Source organism: Ensifer sp. ENS10 (assembly GCF_014852025.1).
Classification (GTDB): domain Bacteria; phylum Pseudomonadota; class Alphaproteobacteria; order Rhizobiales; family Rhizobiaceae; genus Ensifer.
On the sequence record NZ_JACVAS010000007.1, the window covers coordinates 245,232 to 260,048 of the forward strand.

13 protein-coding genes are annotated in these 14,817 nt (G+C 63.7%); 9 read left to right on the forward strand and 4 right to left on the reverse strand.

What is annotated here, in order from left to right:
* Window positions 1-128 precede the first annotated feature (128 nt).
* Window positions 129-557, forward strand: coding sequence for a lipocalin-like domain-containing protein (locus tag IB265_RS23625; RefSeq protein WP_057254614.1), 429 nt, complete (start codon window positions 129-131; stop codon window positions 555-557).
* Between the two features lie 20 nt (window positions 558-577).
* Here IB265_RS23625 and IB265_RS23630 read toward each other — a convergent pair whose 3' ends face one another.
* A complete protein-coding gene (locus tag IB265_RS23630; RefSeq protein ID WP_057254613.1) occupies window positions 578-982 on the reverse strand; it encodes a GFA family protein in 405 nt (134 codons plus the stop codon).
* A 129-nt stretch (window positions 983-1,111) separates the two neighbouring features.
* On the reverse strand, window positions 1,112-1,351 hold the full coding sequence (locus IB265_RS23635) for a hypothetical protein (RefSeq protein WP_373419941.1): 240 nt from the start codon (window positions 1,349-1,351) through the stop codon (window positions 1,112-1,114).
* 98 nt (window positions 1,352-1,449) lie between these two features.
* On the opposite strand from IB265_RS23635, the gene IB265_RS23640 reads away from it, so the two are divergent.
* Window positions 1,450-1,923, forward strand: coding sequence for a MarR family winged helix-turn-helix transcriptional regulator (locus IB265_RS23640; protein ID WP_057254611.1), 474 nt, complete (start codon window positions 1,450-1,452; stop codon window positions 1,921-1,923).
* Window positions 1,924-2,036: 113 nt separating this feature from the next.
* Here IB265_RS23640 and IB265_RS23645 read toward each other — a convergent pair whose 3' ends face one another.
* Window positions 2,037-2,483 (reverse strand): MarR family winged helix-turn-helix transcriptional regulator, encoded by a 447-nt coding sequence (locus IB265_RS23645; protein ID WP_057254610.1) that lies wholly within the window; start codon window positions 2,481-2,483, stop codon window positions 2,037-2,039.
* A gap of 61 nt (window positions 2,484-2,544) precedes the next feature.
* Here IB265_RS23645 and IB265_RS23650 point away from each other — a divergent pair, with 61 nt between their 5' ends.
* The 4 genes from IB265_RS23650 (at window position 2,545) to IB265_RS23665 (ending at window position 6,867) form a co-directional block, all read left to right on the forward strand.
* Window positions 2,545-3,273: a thioredoxin family protein gene (locus tag IB265_RS23650; protein ID WP_057254609.1), complete on the forward strand. Its 729-nt coding sequence runs from the start codon at window positions 2,545-2,547 to the stop codon at window positions 3,271-3,273.
* 103 nt (window positions 3,274-3,376) lie between these two features.
* Window positions 3,377-3,853: a DUF1579 domain-containing protein gene (locus tag IB265_RS23655; protein WP_057254608.1), complete on the forward strand. Its 477-nt coding sequence runs from the start codon at window positions 3,377-3,379 to the stop codon at window positions 3,851-3,853.
* Between the two features lie 127 nt (window positions 3,854-3,980).
* Window positions 3,981-4,748, forward strand: a complete 768-nt coding sequence (locus IB265_RS23660; protein ID WP_057254607.1) for a VOC family protein — start codon at window positions 3,981-3,983, stop codon at window positions 4,746-4,748.
* 301 nt (window positions 4,749-5,049) lie between these two features.
* Complete coding sequence (locus tag IB265_RS23665; RefSeq protein WP_057254606.1) at window positions 5,050-6,867, forward strand: GGDEF domain-containing protein; 1,818 nt, start codon at window positions 5,050-5,052, stop codon at window positions 6,865-6,867.
* Here IB265_RS23665 and IB265_RS23670 read toward each other — a convergent pair.
* On the reverse strand, window positions 6,839-7,750 hold the full coding sequence (locus IB265_RS23670) for a LysR family transcriptional regulator (protein WP_058326672.1): 912 nt from the start codon (window positions 7,748-7,750) through the stop codon (window positions 6,839-6,841). The genes IB265_RS23665 and IB265_RS23670 overlap by 29 nt on opposite strands.
* A gap of 132 nt (window positions 7,751-7,882) precedes the next feature.
* On the opposite strand from IB265_RS23670, the gene IB265_RS23675 reads away from it, so the two are divergent.
* From IB265_RS23675 to IB265_RS23685, 3 genes are all read left to right on the forward strand, one after another.
* The gene (locus tag IB265_RS23675) at window positions 7,883-8,917 is read left to right on the forward strand and encodes an aldo/keto reductase (protein ID WP_057254604.1); all 1,035 of its coding nucleotides are present in this window, start codon (window positions 7,883-7,885) and stop codon (window positions 8,915-8,917) included.
* Between the two features lie 162 nt (window positions 8,918-9,079).
* Complete coding sequence (locus IB265_RS23680; protein WP_057254603.1) at window positions 9,080-12,406, forward strand: DUF2126 domain-containing protein; 3,327 nt, start codon at window positions 9,080-9,082, stop codon at window positions 12,404-12,406.
* Window positions 12,407-14,815, forward strand: a complete 2,409-nt coding sequence (locus tag IB265_RS23685) for a circularly permuted type 2 ATP-grasp protein (RefSeq protein WP_057254602.1) — start codon at window positions 12,407-12,409, stop codon at window positions 14,813-14,815.
* Window positions 14,816-14,817: the final 2 nt, after the last annotated feature.

Below are 14,817 nucleotides of genomic sequence, written 5' to 3' on the forward strand. Positions count from 1 at the left end.
CCGATGTTCGGGGGCCTTTTTTTCTTTGGCCGGATGTCAGGCTCTGGCCCGTTCCGCACCGCTGCCTTCTTTGCCCGGCCGCGTGCATCTGTTATTTTAGGCTACCCTAAGATTAAAACAGGTGGGTCATGGCGAACGCTTCCGAACTGCTCGGCACCTGGAAGATGCTCTCCTGGAAACGCAAGGTTGTCGCCACCGGCGAAACCAGCGATGCCATGGGGGCCGATCCTATCGGCTACCTCTCCTACTATCCCGATGGCCGCGTCAGCGCCGTCGTGGTGAGGCGTGATCGCCCCGCATTGAAAGGCGCCGTACCGACGAGCGACGAAAAGGCGGCGCTCTTCGATTCGATGCTCGCCTATGCCGGATCCTACAGGCTTGAGGATGGCCGGGTAATCCACCAGCTGGATGCGAGCTGGAACCCGGCCTGGGGCATGTCCGATCTGATCCGCCCGTTCTACGTGGAAGGCGACAGGCTGGTGATCTACGGCGCACCAGCCATCGACCCCCGGACTGGAGAAGAGGTCACATACAATCTCGAGTTTCGTCGGATGTGACCAGCCGCCATTTCCAGACGTCAGAGATGACGCGTCTCGGCCGGCGCGTGGAACCAGTTGTTGTTGCGTCCGTCCATATATTGCACCGGCGCGTCGGCGAGCACCGCCGGATCGAGATCGTCGAGGCAGGCGACGTTGACCGAATAATAGGCACCGCCGATCTCCTCGATGTAGCCGTGGCCGAAGGCCGCGACGCCACAGATCTTGCAGAAACGGTGATGCACGCTGTTGCTGCTAAACTGGTAGTCGGCGATGTTGGCTTCGTCACACTGCAAGCGGAAACCGTCGGGCTTTACGATTGCCCCCCAATAGCGCCGCTTCCAGCAGATCGAGCAATTGCACTTGCCGGTGCCGGCATCGAGGTCGACATCGGCCTCATAGCGGATATTTCCGCAATGGCAGCTTCCCTTATAGGTCAGTTTCATAACCGTCACTCCTGCTTTCCGGGCCCAGGCAGACCCCGCTTTGCCGCCCACCAATTTGACAACACGCTGTCAGATTACGGCCCATACAGTTCATTTGCACATTGACAACATATTGTCAACTGAAAGCAGTTACGCGGTGCGTCCGTCAGAGATGACGAACCTCGGCAGGTCTTTCATCCCATCGGTCGTTGCGGCCATCCAGATATTCCACCGACACCTGGGCGAGGACGGACGGATCGACATCATCCAAGCGGCAACATTGATACAGAAGGCGCAATTGCACTTGGCCGTCCCGGCATCGAGATCGAAAGTCGCCTCGTATCGCACCTTGCCGCAATGGCAGCTGCCCTTGTAAGTCCTCTTCGCCATGCTCTCCTCTCCCTTGCTGAAAGGGCTTGCTGAAACGAGAGCATCATGACAACATGATGTCATGCAAAAATTTTCACACAACGGGTGGCACTGTCAACATGAAAGACCCTGAACGCACGCACGCCGGCGACGCCTTTGCGGAATTTGCGATAACCGCGTTGCGGCTTGCCGGTCCGCTGACGCAGGCCGGCGACGCACTCGCCAAACCTTCCGGACAGACGAGCGCCCGCTGGCAGGTACTGGCAGCGGCAAACCACGCCCCCATGTCGGTCGCCGATGCCGCGCGCGCCCTCGGCCTCGCGCGCCAGGGCGTGCAGCGCATCGCCGACCTGTTGGAAGCGGAAGGCCTGATCGCCTACAGAGACAATCCGACCCACCAAAGGGCAAAACTCATGGTCCTGACGGCGGCCGGCGAAACGGCGCTGCACGAAATCAAAGAGCGGCAGGCGGCTTGGGCCGACAGGCTCGGTGCCGAATTGGGTGAAAGACGCCTGCGACAGGCCTCGGCCTTGATGGCGGAGATCATCGAAGTCCTCAAGGAACGATCCTCACCGGAAGATCCCGCCCCCTAGAGCATCCCGCTCTCAAGTGGAATCACTGGAGGCGGAAAGATGCTCTAGATTCAAAGTGCTAGAGCGTCCTTTGTGCGTTCACTTGAACGCACGGCGCTCTAAGCAACCGCCGTTCAAGCCAGTGTCAGGAGATCCGCGCGCAGGCGGTCCGGTCCACCTTCGCCAAGTACCGGATCGAGCGCCTCATGCAATGCCTTCCAGATGGGTATGGCACGCGCCAGCAGCGCTGCGCCCTCCTGCGTCAGCCGCAGCCGCCGCGACCTTCGGTCCTCCGGGTCGGGAAAGCTCTCGATCAGGCCGCGCCGTTCCAAGGGCTTCAGCGCCGCAGTCAGCGTCGTCCGGTCCATGGCGAGCAGCGACGCAACCGATCCCATGTTCGGAGGCGCAGGACGATTGAGCGACATCAGCAGGGAGAACTGCCCATTGGTGATATCGAGGGACCGCAGCGCCTCATCGAACCGGCGGGCTATGGCACGCGCGGCACGCTGCACATGCAGGCAGAGGCAGGTATCCTTCACATGCAGGGTGGTCTCGAACGGAATTAAAGGCATCTTTGACATGGCTGATTAATGTTGATATCAACGTAATTAGTCAAGTGCAACGTTGGAAGGAGGAACGGGCATGAGACAGGACCACGCAGTCGTATCGCCTCAGGAGTGGTTGGAAGCGCGCAAAACTCTGCTCGCGCTGGAAAAGGAACACACCCACGCACGCGACAAGGTCAATGCCGCCCGGCTGGCTCTGCCCTGGGTGAAGATGGAAAAGACCTACGTTTTCGACACGGTGACCGGACGCAAGTCGCTGTCCGAACTGTTCGACGGTCGCAGTCAGCTCATTGTCTACCATTTCATGTTCGGCCCCACCTGGGAGGCCGGCTGCCCCGGCTGCTCCTTCCTGGTCGACCACTTCGCCGGCATGCTGCCACACCTCAACCACCACGACGTGACGCTGATCGCCGCATCGAATGCGCCGCTGGCGAAGATCGAAGCCTACAGGAAGCGCATGGATTGGCACTTCCCCTGGGTCTCTGCGGAGGGCAACGGCTTCAACCATGATTACCACGTCGCCTTTTCTCCTGACGAACTGGCAAGCGGCAAGGTCGCCTACAATTTCACCGAGATCGAAAGCGCCAACGCGCATGAGGAACTGCCAGGACTGAGCGCCTTCCAGAAAGGCGAGGACGGCGCGATCTATCACACCTATTCGTCCTATGCCCGCGGTCTTGAGGAACTGGTCGGCACGCTGATGCTGCTCGACCGCGCGCCGAAGGGCCGCAACAAAGACCACACCATGAGCTTCGTCCGCCGCCACGACGAGTACGAAAAGGTGCGCGGGCGCAAGGCAGGCTGATCCTCCTCGTCCTTCGCGGGCGGAACCTTTCGCCTGCGAAATCGTTTCCAGAACGCTCGCGTGCCGGGTCGATAACCTGCGCCCGGACCAAGAAGGAAATCCCGTGAAAGCAGAACCGGAAGAAGCGCACCGCTGGCTCGAACAAATGCTGGGCGACTGGCACGTTCGCACGACCGGATCCGATGGCGAGGCCGACGGGAGCGGCCCCTGGACCGAACACGTTCGCTCGCTCCAGGGCCTTTGGATCGTCTGCGAAGGTCAGGGAACGATGCCGGGCGGCAGCTTCGGCGAAACGCTCATGACGCTCGGCTACAATCCCGAGACGAAACGCTACATCGGTACCTGGGTCGGCTCCATGCTGACCCATATGTGGGTCTATGACGGCGAACTGGATGCGGAAGGCAGATCCCTATCTCTCTACTGCGATGGACCGGATTTCGAAAACCCCGGCAGAACCGCGCGGTACCGGGACGTCATAACGCTCCTCGATCACTCCCGGCGCTTGCTGACGGCGCAAGTGCAGGCGCCGGACGGAAGCTGGAAAGACATGATGACGGCGGAATACCGGCGCCGGGATTGACCGCGGGATCGGCGATGATGCCCGGTTCCCGGCCGCGTCCCGCTTCAACCCGCTCCGACGTCGGCCCATTCGAACATGCAACCAAGCGGCACGAAATGCGCCGCGCCAAGCAAACTGGAGGAAGGCAATGGCAGATCACGGCAAATTTGTTTGGTATGAACTGATGACGACGGACATGGCCGCGGCGGAGACCTTCTATAAGGACGTCGTCGGCTGGAATGCCCGCGATTCCGGCATGCCCGGCATGAGCTACACGCTGTTCAGTATCGGCGAGCTGCCGGTTGCCGGACTGATGACGATGCCGGAAGGTGCGCTCGAAATGAAGGTACCACCCGCCTGGCTCGGCTATGTCGGCGTCGACGATGTCGATGCGACCGCCGCCAAGATCGCCGCCAAGGGCGGCAAGGTTCATCGGGCGCCGGACGATATTCCGGGCATCGGGCGCTTTGCCGTTGTCACCGACCCGCACGGCGCCGTGTTCGCGATCTTCAAGGGTACGGGCGATCCGCCGCCGGTCACCGATCCGATGTCGCCCGGTCTTGTCGGCTGGCACGAACTCGCGTCCGGCGACCTCGACATCGCCTTCCCCTTCTACGCCGAGCTCTTCGGCTGGACGAAGGACCAGGGCATGGACATGGGCGAGATGGGCACCTACCAGATCTTTGCCCATGGCGGCGCTCCGATCGGCGGGATGATGACCAAGCCGAAGGAAGTGCCCGCGCCCTACTGGCTCTACTACATCAACGTGCCTGCGCTCGACGCATCGATCGAGCGTATCAAGGCCGGTGGCGGCAAGGTCGTGCTCGAGCCGATGGAGGTGCCCGGCGGCGCCTGGATCGTCCAGGCGCTCGACCCGCAAGGCGCCCTTTTCGCGCTGGTCGCGCCGAAGCGCTGAACGGTCGCGTCAACCGACAAGCACGCGCATGAGACAGGGCCCGCCATCAGGAGGCGGGCCTCTTTTCTATCCGATGGGCGCTGTGCGGTGACGGAATGCAAGCCGCTGCCCTGCACCATGCGCATCCCTCGGTTGCGGCGCGACCCCTAGTATTTCAGGGTATTTCAAGGCTATTTAACACCTTATACGATAACAGGGGCAACGAGCACACTGATTTCGGATGGGTTTCTTGTCACACGACAAGAATTGTCGCGACAGCCCAAGCGATGAGCGGCGACATGAGTGGAGCAACTTCGCGTAAATGAAGAACAAAGGCGGCAGCTATACGCCCCCGGAAACGGGCGTTGCAGAAGCGCGCACGGCGAAGGCGCTGCGCCGCAAGCTCCAATGGCTGCTCGCCATCGTCGTTGCCTGCACCGGCGTGCTCGCCACCGAGATCATCGCCGCCTCCTATAGCGATTTCGTCATCGCTCGCCGCAACCTGACCGAAGTCATGGCCTTCTGCCGCGTGCTCGACGCTGCAAACTACCTCTCGGCCGAGCGCGGCCCGTCCAATGGCGTGCTCGGCATCGGCGTGGCACCCGGTTCGCCGGTCCAGGCCCGGCTTGCCGAGTTTCGTACCCGCAGCGACGCGGCGCTCGCCAAGCTCACCGAGGACATCGACGGTGCCAGCCGCACCGAACCTGCCGGCGCCCTCTCCCCCATTCTCGTCGAAGTTCGCCGCCGCCTGATGCTGGCGCGCGCCGAGATCGACCGCATTGCCGCGCTTCCGCCCGAACAGCGGGACCTGACGGAGATCCAGGCTACGATCGAGGCAATGTTCGGCGTCATCGACGCGCTTCGCCCGGCGATCGACTGGAACATCCAACGCCTGACCAACACCGACGCGAACCTTGCCGGCATCGCACTTGCGGCACAGATGCTCGCCAATCTGCGCGAGGACGGCGGTCGCCTCGGCTCGCAGGTCATGGCCCCGGTTGCTGTCGGCCAGCCGCTCGAAGCAAAGAACATCGCCGATAGCGAGCGCACACGCGGCAGGCTGCAGGAAATCTGGTCCATCGTCGGCAAGCCCGGCGCCCTTCCCGGTCTGAAACCGGCCAATATCGCAGATCTCGCCAGGATCGACCGCGAATTCTTCGGCGAAGGATTTGCGATCATCGACAGCATCGTCGCCATCGGCAGACAATCGGGCGCCTATCCAATGACCGCCGAGCAATTGACCGACCGCTTCGTCCCGAAGATGAAGCCGCTCGAGGATCTTCGCCGCGCCTTCATGGATGCGACCGTCGAGCGGCTTGCGGCAAACAAGACGAGGGCCTCGGTCAAGCTAGCGGTCGCCAGCCTTGCGACCTTCGCCCTGTTCCTGGTCTTGCTGGTTTTGATGCGCCGCGCCCGCTCGCTGGTCTTCGAACCGCTGCTCATCGCACGCCACAGCATCATCGAGCTCGCCAACGACCGGCCGATCGCCCGCCTTCAGGGCAAGGGCGGTGAAGGCGAGATGGGGCGCCTGTTCGACGCGATCGACGTGCTGCGCAAACGCCTCGACGAACGCGCGCTGTTGATGCAGCACCTTGAACATCAGGCTGAAACCGATGAGCTGACCGGCCTGCTCAACCGCCGGGCGCTGGAGCTCATCGGCGGCGCGGAAGACACGGCCGACAGCAGCCAGGACGCCTGCCTGATCCTGATGGACATCGACCATTTCAAGCAGATCAACGATACCCACGGCCATCTGGTCGGCGACATCGTGATCAAGGAAATCGCCCGCGTCATCCGCAACTCCGTGCGCAACTCCGATCTCGTCGCCCGTTTCGGCGGCGAGGAGTTCGCGGTCATCACGCCCGGCGACAACATCGAGTCGGCCCTTGCGCTGGCGGAGCGGATCCGGGCCAACCTTGCGCGCGAGCCGATCGTCGTTGCGGATGGACAGCAACTGAAGGTCACCGCCAGCTTCGGCGTGGCGGAGGGCCGAACCGCAAACGGCGGCTGGAAGCACCTGATCGAGTGCGCCGACACGGAGCTCTATCGCGCCAAATCCGAAGGCCGCAACCGCGTCTGCGGCCACCCGGCAGAGGCGACCCTTTCCCGCTTCACAAAGACGAAATCCGCGCGCGCGTAGCCAGAAAATCGAGCACGACCCGCACACGCGACGGCAAGGCTCCGCCTTGGCCGAGAAACACGGCATGAAAAGTCTCGATATCACCGGGATTGAGATGCTCGACCAGCGGCAGCAGCCGGCCGGCCTGGATATCTTCCCTGACCGTGAAGGTCGGAAGCCGGGCAAGGCCCACACCCGCAAGCGCAAGCTGGCGCAAGCCCTCGCCATCGCTGACCCGCACCCGTTCCGTCGGCGGCAGAACGATCTGCTTTTCATTCGACAGCAACGGCCAGCCATCGAACGCCCGTGTGTAGCTATGGCTCAGCCGGTTGTGCACCTCGATATCCTCGATGGTCTGAGGCACGCCAAAACGATCGAGATAGGATGGGGCACCGACGATCGTCATCGATGTGGTGCCGAGCTTGCGTGCGATCAGGCTCGATGTCTTGAGCGGTCCGGCGCGCACGGCGATATCGACCCGCTCCGCCATCAGGTCGACCACGGCATCCGTCTGCAGGATATCGAGGGAGACCGACGGAAACGCCGCCAGGAATTCGGGCAGCACCGGCATCAACGCATGCGTCGCATAGGACGCGCTGACATTGAGGCGCACCCGGCCCTCCGGCGTTTCGCCGGCGCCCGCCGAGCGCTCCGCTTCATCAATGTCGGCGAGGATGCGTACGACCCGCTCATAGAAGACGCAGCCTTCCGCCGTCAGTTGCAGCCGCCGCGTCGACCGGTTGACGAGCCGGACACCAAGCCTTTCCTCCAGTCGCTGGACGAGTTTGCTGACAGCCGAGGGCGTCATGCAGCAGACTTTTGCCGCAGCCGAGAAGCCGCCAAGCTCCACCACCTTGGCAAAAACCGCCATCTCCCCAGAACGATTGATCGTCAAGCGCGACATGTGACTTCAACTCACAAATGATGTTCCTTCATGAGGTCTACATCGCAAATGACCCCAACACCACCTTCTCCTTGAAGCGAGCATCGACGGCCGGTGTCTCGCGCGAACAAAGCCAACGAGGAGATTGAAGACATGGAATACAGACGGCTTGGATCATCGGGACTGAAGGTGCCGGCCTTGAGCTTCGGCGCTGGGACCTTCGGCGGCAAGGGGCCGCTTTTCAGCGCCTGGGGCAACAGCGACGCAGCCGAAGCGCGACGACTGATCGACATTTCGCTGGAAGCCGGCGTCAACCTCTTCGACACGGCCGACGTCTACTCGGACGGCGCCTCCGAGAGCGTGCTCGGCGCCGCGATCAAGGGACGGCGCGATGCCGTGCTGATTTCGACCAAGATCGCGCTGCCGATGGGCGACGGGCCGAATGATGCCGGCACGTCGCGAGCGCGCCTGATCAAAGGCGTCGACGACGCCCTCAAGCGGCTCGGCACCGATTACATCGACCTCCTGCAACTGCACGCCTTCGACGCCGGCACGCCGGTCGATGAGGTGCTATCGACTCTCGATAACCTCGTTACCGCCGGCAAGCTACGCTACATCGGCGCCTCCAACTTCGCCGGCTGGCAGTTGATGAAATCTCTGGCCGTCTCGGAGAAGCACGGCCTCGTGCGCCATGTCGCCCACCAGGTCTACTATTCGCTCGTCGGCCGCGACTACGAATGGGAACTGATGCCGCTCGGCGCCGACCAGGGCGTCGGCGCGCTGGTCTGGAGCCCGCTCGGCTGGGGCCGCCTCACCGGCAAGATCCGCCGCGGCCAGCCCTGGCCGGAAGGAAGCCGCTTGCACGATACGGCCGCTTACGGCCCGCCCGTCGACGACGACAAGCTCTACGATGTCATCGACGTGCTCGACCAGTTGACCGAGGAGACCGGCAAGACGGTTCCGCAGATCGCCATCAACTGGCTCCTGCGGCGCCCGACCGTTTCGAGCGTCATCATCGGCGCCCGCAACGAGGAGCAGCTCCGCCAGAACCTTGGTGCCGTCGGCTGGTCGCTGTCGCCGGAACAGATCGCCCGACTCGATGAAGCGAGCAAGACGACGCCGGCCTATCCCTACTTCCCCTATTACCGCCAGGAAGGATTTGCGCGGATCAACCCGCCGCTCGTCTAACCGCAATGGAGCCAGTCTTTCGCACGCCTGAACGGGCGTGCGAAAGCGCTGCAGCGCCTTGATTTTCCTCAGCCACTTTCGCGCTTGCTTTCTTACTTTGCATTGCACAAACTTCCCGGAGATGGGGGCGCAAGACCTACCACAAAGGGGATCAAATTCGGCATGTCGATCAAGGCCAGTATCTATCACCTGACCCACTACACCTATGACCGTCCCATAAGGCTGTCGCCGCAGATCATTCGCCTAAAGCCCGCGGCGCATTCCAAGACGAAGGTCATCAGCCACTCGCTGAAGGTTTCGCCCGCCAATCATTTCGTCAACCTGCAGCAGGATCCCTACGGCAACTACCTTGCCCGTTTCGTCTTTCCCGATCCGGTCAGCGAGTTGAAGATCGAGGTCGATCTCGTCGCCGACATGACCGTCTACAATCCCTTCGACTTCTTCGTCGAAGAAGAGGCCGAGCACTGGCCCTTCCCCTATCCTGCAGATCTCAGCGATGATCTTGAGATCTATATGACGCCGGAACCGGTCGGCCCGGCGCTTGGTGCTTTCCTCGCGACAGTCGACCGCTCGCGGCAACGCACCATCGACATGGTCGTCGGGCTCAATGCGCGCCTGCAAAACGAAATCGGCTACGTCATCCGCATGGAGCCCGGGGTCCAGACGCCGGAGGACACCTTGACGTCGGCCCGCGGTTCCTGTCGCGATTCGAGCTGGCTGCTGGTCCAGATCCTGCGCAATCTCGGCTTCGCCGCCCGTTTCGTCTCTGGCTATCTCATCCAGCTCACGCCGGATCTCAAGGCGCTCGACGGCCCCTCGGGCACCGACCACGACTTTACCGACCTGCATGCCTGGGCCGAGGTCTACCTGCCCGGCGCCGGCTGGGTCGGGCTCGACCCCACCTCGGGCCTCTTGACCGGCGAAAGCCACATTCCGCTTGCCGCAACGCCCCATTATCGCAACGCCGCGCCGATCTCCGGCGGCTTCTTCGGCGATCCCGACACCCGAACCGATTTCGCCTTCGACATGAAGGTGACACGTGTCGCGGAACATCCGCGCATCACCAAGCCGTTCTCCGACGAAAGCTGGGAAGCCTTGAACGCGCTCGGTGAACAGGTCGATCGCGTGCTCCAGGAAAACGACATACGGCTGACGATGGGCGGCGAGCCGACCTTCGTTTCGATCGACGACTTCGAGTCCGAGGAGTGGAACACTGACGCGGTCGGCCCGACCAAGCGCGAGAAGGCGGACGCGTTGATCCGCCGCCTGCGCGAACGCTTCGCGCCCGGCGGTTTCCTGCACTATGGCCAGGGCAAGTGGTATCCCGGCGAAAGCCTGCCGCGCTGGACCTTCTCGCTCTACTGGCGCAAGGACGGCGTGCCGATCTGGCGCCGCCCCGACCTCATCGCCGAGGAGGCAGGCCACCACGACGTCACCGCGAAGGACGCCGAACGTCTGTTGCATCTGATGGCAGGCGAATTGAGCGTGCCGACCGAGATGGTCCAACCGGCCTTCGAAGATCCCGCCGACTGGCTGCTGAAGGAGGCAAACCTCCCCGAGAACGTCGATCCCTCCAATTCCAAGCTGAAGGACCCCGAAGAGCGCAGCCGCATGGCCCGCGTCTTCGAACGCGGCCTGACGGCACCGACCGGCTACGTGCTGCCTGTGCAGGCCTGGAATGCGCGTGCCACTGGCGTGCGGTGGATGAGCGAGAAATGGCAGACGCGCCGCGGCCGCATCTTCCTCGTTCCCGGCGACAGCCCCGTCGGTTATCGCCTGCCGCTCGGCGCCTTGCCCTATGTCGCGCCCTCCGCCTATCCCTATATCCATCCGGTCGACCCGACCGTTCCCCGGAACGATCTGCCTGATTTCGCCGAAAGCAGCGCCCGCCCGCAGCATTCCCGCTTTCAAGCCGCGGAAGTACCGGAAACCCCGCAGGCACAGCCACGCGACGAAATAGCCGGGCTGGTGCGCACCGCCATCAGCGTCGAGCCGCGCGACGGCAGGCTCTGCGTCTTCATGCCGCCGATGGCCAGCGTCGAGGAATATCTCGACCTGATCGCGTCCGCGGAACGCGCTGCAGCCGCGATCGGACTGCCCGTGCACATCGAGGGCTACGCCCCGCCGCAGGACGAGCGCATCAACGTCATCCGCGTTGCGCCGGATCCGGGCGTGATCGAGGTCAATATCCATCCGGCTGCCAGCTGGCAGGATTGCGTCGATATCACCACGGCGGTCTACGAAGAGGCGCGGCAGAGCCGGCTTGGCGCCGACAAGTTCATGATCGACGGGCGCCACACCGGTACCGGCGGCGGCAACCATGTGGTCGTCGGCGGCGCCAATCCCAATGACAGCCCGTTCCTGCGTCGTCCGGACCTCCTGAAGAGCGTCGTCCTGCACTGGCAGCGCCACCCGTCGCTTTCCTATCTGTTCTCCGGCCTCTTCATCGGCCCGACGTCGCAGGCGCCGCGCATCGACGAGGCCCGGCACGATCAGCTCTATGAGCTTGAAATCGCGCTCGCTCAGGTGCCGATGCCGGGTTCGGCGACTCCGCCACCCCTGCCCTGGCTGATCGACCGGCTGTTCCGCAATCTGCTCGTCGATGTCACCGGCAACACCCACCGTGCCGAGATCTGCATCGACAAGCTGTTCTCGCCGGATGGTCCGACCGGGCGTCTCGGCCTCGTCGAGTTCCGCGGCTTCGAGATGCCGCCGAACGCCCGCATGTCGCTTGCCCAGCAATTGCTGGTGCGCGCGCTCATCGCCCGCTTCTGGAAGCACCCTGTTGATGGCCGCTTCGTGCGCTGGGGGACGACGCTGCATGATCGCTTCATGCTGCCGCATCATGTCTGGCAGGATTTTCTCGAAGTGCTCGCCGATCTTCGCGCCCACGGCTTCGACTTGAAGCCCGAATGGTTCGAGGCCCAGCTCGAGTTCCGTTTCCCCTTCTGCGGCGAGGTCGAATACCAGGACGCCAGGCTCGAAATCCGTCAGGCGCTCGAACCCTGGCACGTGATGGGCGAACAGGGCGCGATCGGCGGCACAGTGCGCTATGTCGACAGCTCGGTCGAGCGCCTCCAGGTCAAGCTCGATACCGCCAACCCCGAGCGTTACGCGGTCGCCTGCAACGGCCGGCCCGTGCCGCTGACGCGCACCGGCTCCAACGGCTCGGCTGTTGCCGGCGTCCGCTACAAGGCCTGGCAGCCGGCCTCGGGCCTGCACCCGGTCCTGCCGGTCAACACTCCCCTTACATTCGATATCTATGATACATGGTCGAATCGGGCGATTGGCGGATGCATCTACCACGTCGCCCATCCGGGTGGGCGCAGCTACGACACGTTTCCGGTCAACGGCAACGAGGCGGAGGCGCGGCGCCTGTCGCGGTTCGAGCCCTGGGGTCATACGCCAGGAGGATATCCGCTACGCCCGGAAAGCCCGTCGATGGAATTCCCGATGACGCTTGATCTCAGGCGTCCGCCAGGAGCGTAAATGGCGAAAAAGCAAACAGCCGCCGAGAGCCATCGGGGCACCGAGGACGATCCGGTCTTCGGTTACCGCGCCCTTCCTGATATCGCCGACGAGATGCTCGACCGGGAAGGCAATGTCCGCCCCGTCTGGCAGCGGCTACTCGCGACCCTGGGGCGGCTCGACGAAACGGAACTTGCCAACCGCTTCGCCCGCGCCGACCGCTACCTGCGCGATGCTGGCGTCTTCTATCGTGTCTACGGTGCCAAGGAGGCTTCTGACCGGAACTGGCCGCTGTCGCATATCCCCGTCCTGATAGACGAGAAGGAATGGGCAACGGTTTCGCAAGGGCTCGTGCAGCGTGCCGAACTCCTGGAGAAGGTGGTCGCCGATGTCTACGGCGAGAACCGGCTGGTGCGCGAGGGCCTCCTGCCGCCGGCACTGGTCGCCTCAAACCCGGAGTTCCTGCGGCCGCTCGTCGGCGTGAAGCCGGCCGATGGTCATTTCCTGCATTTCGTATCCTTCGAGATCGGCCGCGGCCCCGACGGCAATTGGTGGGTGCTTTCGGACCGCACGGAAGCGCCCTCCGGCGCCGGCTTCGCATTGGAGAACCGGGTCGCGACCACGCGCGCCTTCTCCAATCTCTACGCCGAATCCCATGTCCACCGACTGGCGGGCTTCTTCGGTGAGTTCCGAGACGCGCTTCAGAGCCGCAAGCTGCATCCGGATGACCGCATCGCCGTGCTTTCGCCCGGCATCGCCAACGAGACCTATTTCGAACACGCCTATATCGCCCGCTACCTGGGCTTCATGCTGCTTGAAGGTGAAGACCTGACGGTCCTGGGCGGCCGGGTGATGGTGCGAACCGTCGCAGGCCTCAAGCCGGTGGGCGTGCTCTGGCGCCGCCTTGATGCCGCCTTTGCAGATCCCCTCGAGCTCAACCAGTCCTCGCATATCGGCACACCCGGCATCGTCGAGGCGCTTCGCGCCGGCTCCGTCTCGATCGTCAACGCACTCGGCACCGGCATCGTCGAGACACGCGCCTTCCTCGCCTTCCTGCCGGCGATCTGCCACCATTTGCTCGGCGAAGAGCAGAAGCTGCCCTCGATCGCCACCTGGTGGTGCGGACAGCCGGCCGAGCGCGAACAGGTCGCTGCCAACCTCGATCGCATGGTCATCGGCCCGGCCTATGCGACGCGCCCCTTTTTTGATGACAACGGCCAGTCGGTGCTCGGCGCCACGCTCGACGAGAATGCCCGCGCCTCGATCGCCGATTGGCTCGGCGCCGAGGGCGGCAATCTCGTCGGCCAGGAGGTCGTCACGCTCTCGACCACCCCCGCCTGGGTTCGCGGCCGGCTGACGCCACGGCCCATGAGCCTGCGCGTCTTTGCAGCACGCACCCGTGACGGCTGGCAGATCATGCCCGGCGGTTTCGCCCGCATCGGCTCCGGCGACGATGTCGCGGCAATCGCCATGCAGGCAGGCGGCACCGCCGCCGACGTCTGGATCGTCAGCGACCGGCCGGTGGAACGCACGACGCTGCTTCCGGCCGAAGAGAGCTTCACCCGCAACATGCCGGGGAGCCTGCCGAGCCGGGCAGCCGACAATCTCTTCTGGCTCGGCCGCTACATCGAGCGTTCGGAAGGGGCGCTGCGCATCCTGCGCGCCTGGCATGGCCGCTTCGCCGAAACTGCGGACCCGGACCTGCCGCTCCTGAGGGATGTCAGCGACTATCTCGGCGCGCTGGACATCGACACGCGCCAGGCGGTGCCCGACAGCCTGCTTGCCAACATCTCCAGCGCCCTTTTCAGCGCCGGCAACATTCGCGACCGGTTCTCCCCGGACGGGTGGTTGGCGCTCAACGACCTGTCGCAGACGGCGCGCAAGTTTCACGCGACGGTGCAGGCCGGCGACGATGCGACCCGCGCGATGACGGTGCTGCTCCGCAAGCTCGCCGGCTTTGCCGGTCTCGTGCATGAAAACATGTACCGTTTCACCGGGTGGCGCTTTCTGTCGATCGGCCGATACCTGGAGCGCGGCCTTCACATGACGCGGCTGCTCGGCCATATGTCGGGCCCGGATGCGCCCGACGGCGCCTATGACATGCTGCTCGAGATCGGCGACAGCGTCATGACCCACCGCCGGCGCTACAATGTCAGCACCGCCGCCTTGACCGTGACCGACCTTTTGGCGCTCGACCCGCTCAACCCGCGCTCGGTGCTCTACCAGTTGAACGAGATCAAGACCGAGGTGGAACTGCTGCCGAACGCCTTCGTCAACGGGCAAATGTCATCCTTCTACCGCGAGGCGATGCGCCTGCATTCGGGCCTCGCGGTGATGACGCCGGAAGCGATGAACCTCGGTGTCTACAATCGCCTGGAGCGGGATCTCGAAAGCCTGTCCGATCTGCTCGCGCGAACCTATCTCGGCTAGCG

Coding starts and splice junctions, on each gene's coding strand:
- IB265_RS23625 (WP_057254614.1), top strand. CDS start 129: ATGGCGAACGCTTCCGAACTGCTCGGCACCTGGAAGATGCTCTCCTGG.
- IB265_RS23630 (WP_057254613.1), bottom strand. CDS start 982: ATGAAACTGACCTATAAGGGAAGCTGCCATTGCGGAAATATCCGCTAT.
- IB265_RS23635 (WP_373419941.1), bottom strand. CDS start 1,351: ATGGCGAAGAGGACTTACAAGGGCAGCTGCCATTGCGGCAAGGTGCGA.
- IB265_RS23640 (WP_057254611.1), top strand. CDS start 1,450: ATGAAAGACCCTGAACGCACGCACGCCGGCGACGCCTTTGCGGAATTT.
- IB265_RS23645 (WP_057254610.1), bottom strand. CDS start 2,483: ATGTCAAAGATGCCTTTAATTCCGTTCGAGACCACCCTGCATGTGAAG.
- IB265_RS23650 (WP_057254609.1), top strand. CDS start 2,545: ATGAGACAGGACCACGCAGTCGTATCGCCTCAGGAGTGGTTGGAAGCG.
- IB265_RS23660 (WP_057254607.1), top strand. CDS start 3,981: ATGGCAGATCACGGCAAATTTGTTTGGTATGAACTGATGACGACGGAC.
- IB265_RS23665 (WP_057254606.1), top strand. CDS start 5,050: ATGAAGAACAAAGGCGGCAGCTATACGCCCCCGGAAACGGGCGTTGCA.
- IB265_RS23670 (WP_058326672.1), bottom strand. CDS start 7,750: ATGTCGCGCTTGACGATCAATCGTTCTGGGGAGATGGCGGTTTTTGCC.
- IB265_RS23675 (WP_057254604.1), top strand. CDS start 7,883: ATGGAATACAGACGGCTTGGATCATCGGGACTGAAGGTGCCGGCCTTG.
- IB265_RS23680 (WP_057254603.1), top strand. CDS start 9,080: ATGTCGATCAAGGCCAGTATCTATCACCTGACCCACTACACCTATGAC.
- IB265_RS23685 (WP_057254602.1), top strand. CDS start 12,407: ATGGCGAAAAAGCAAACAGCCGCCGAGAGCCATCGGGGCACCGAGGAC.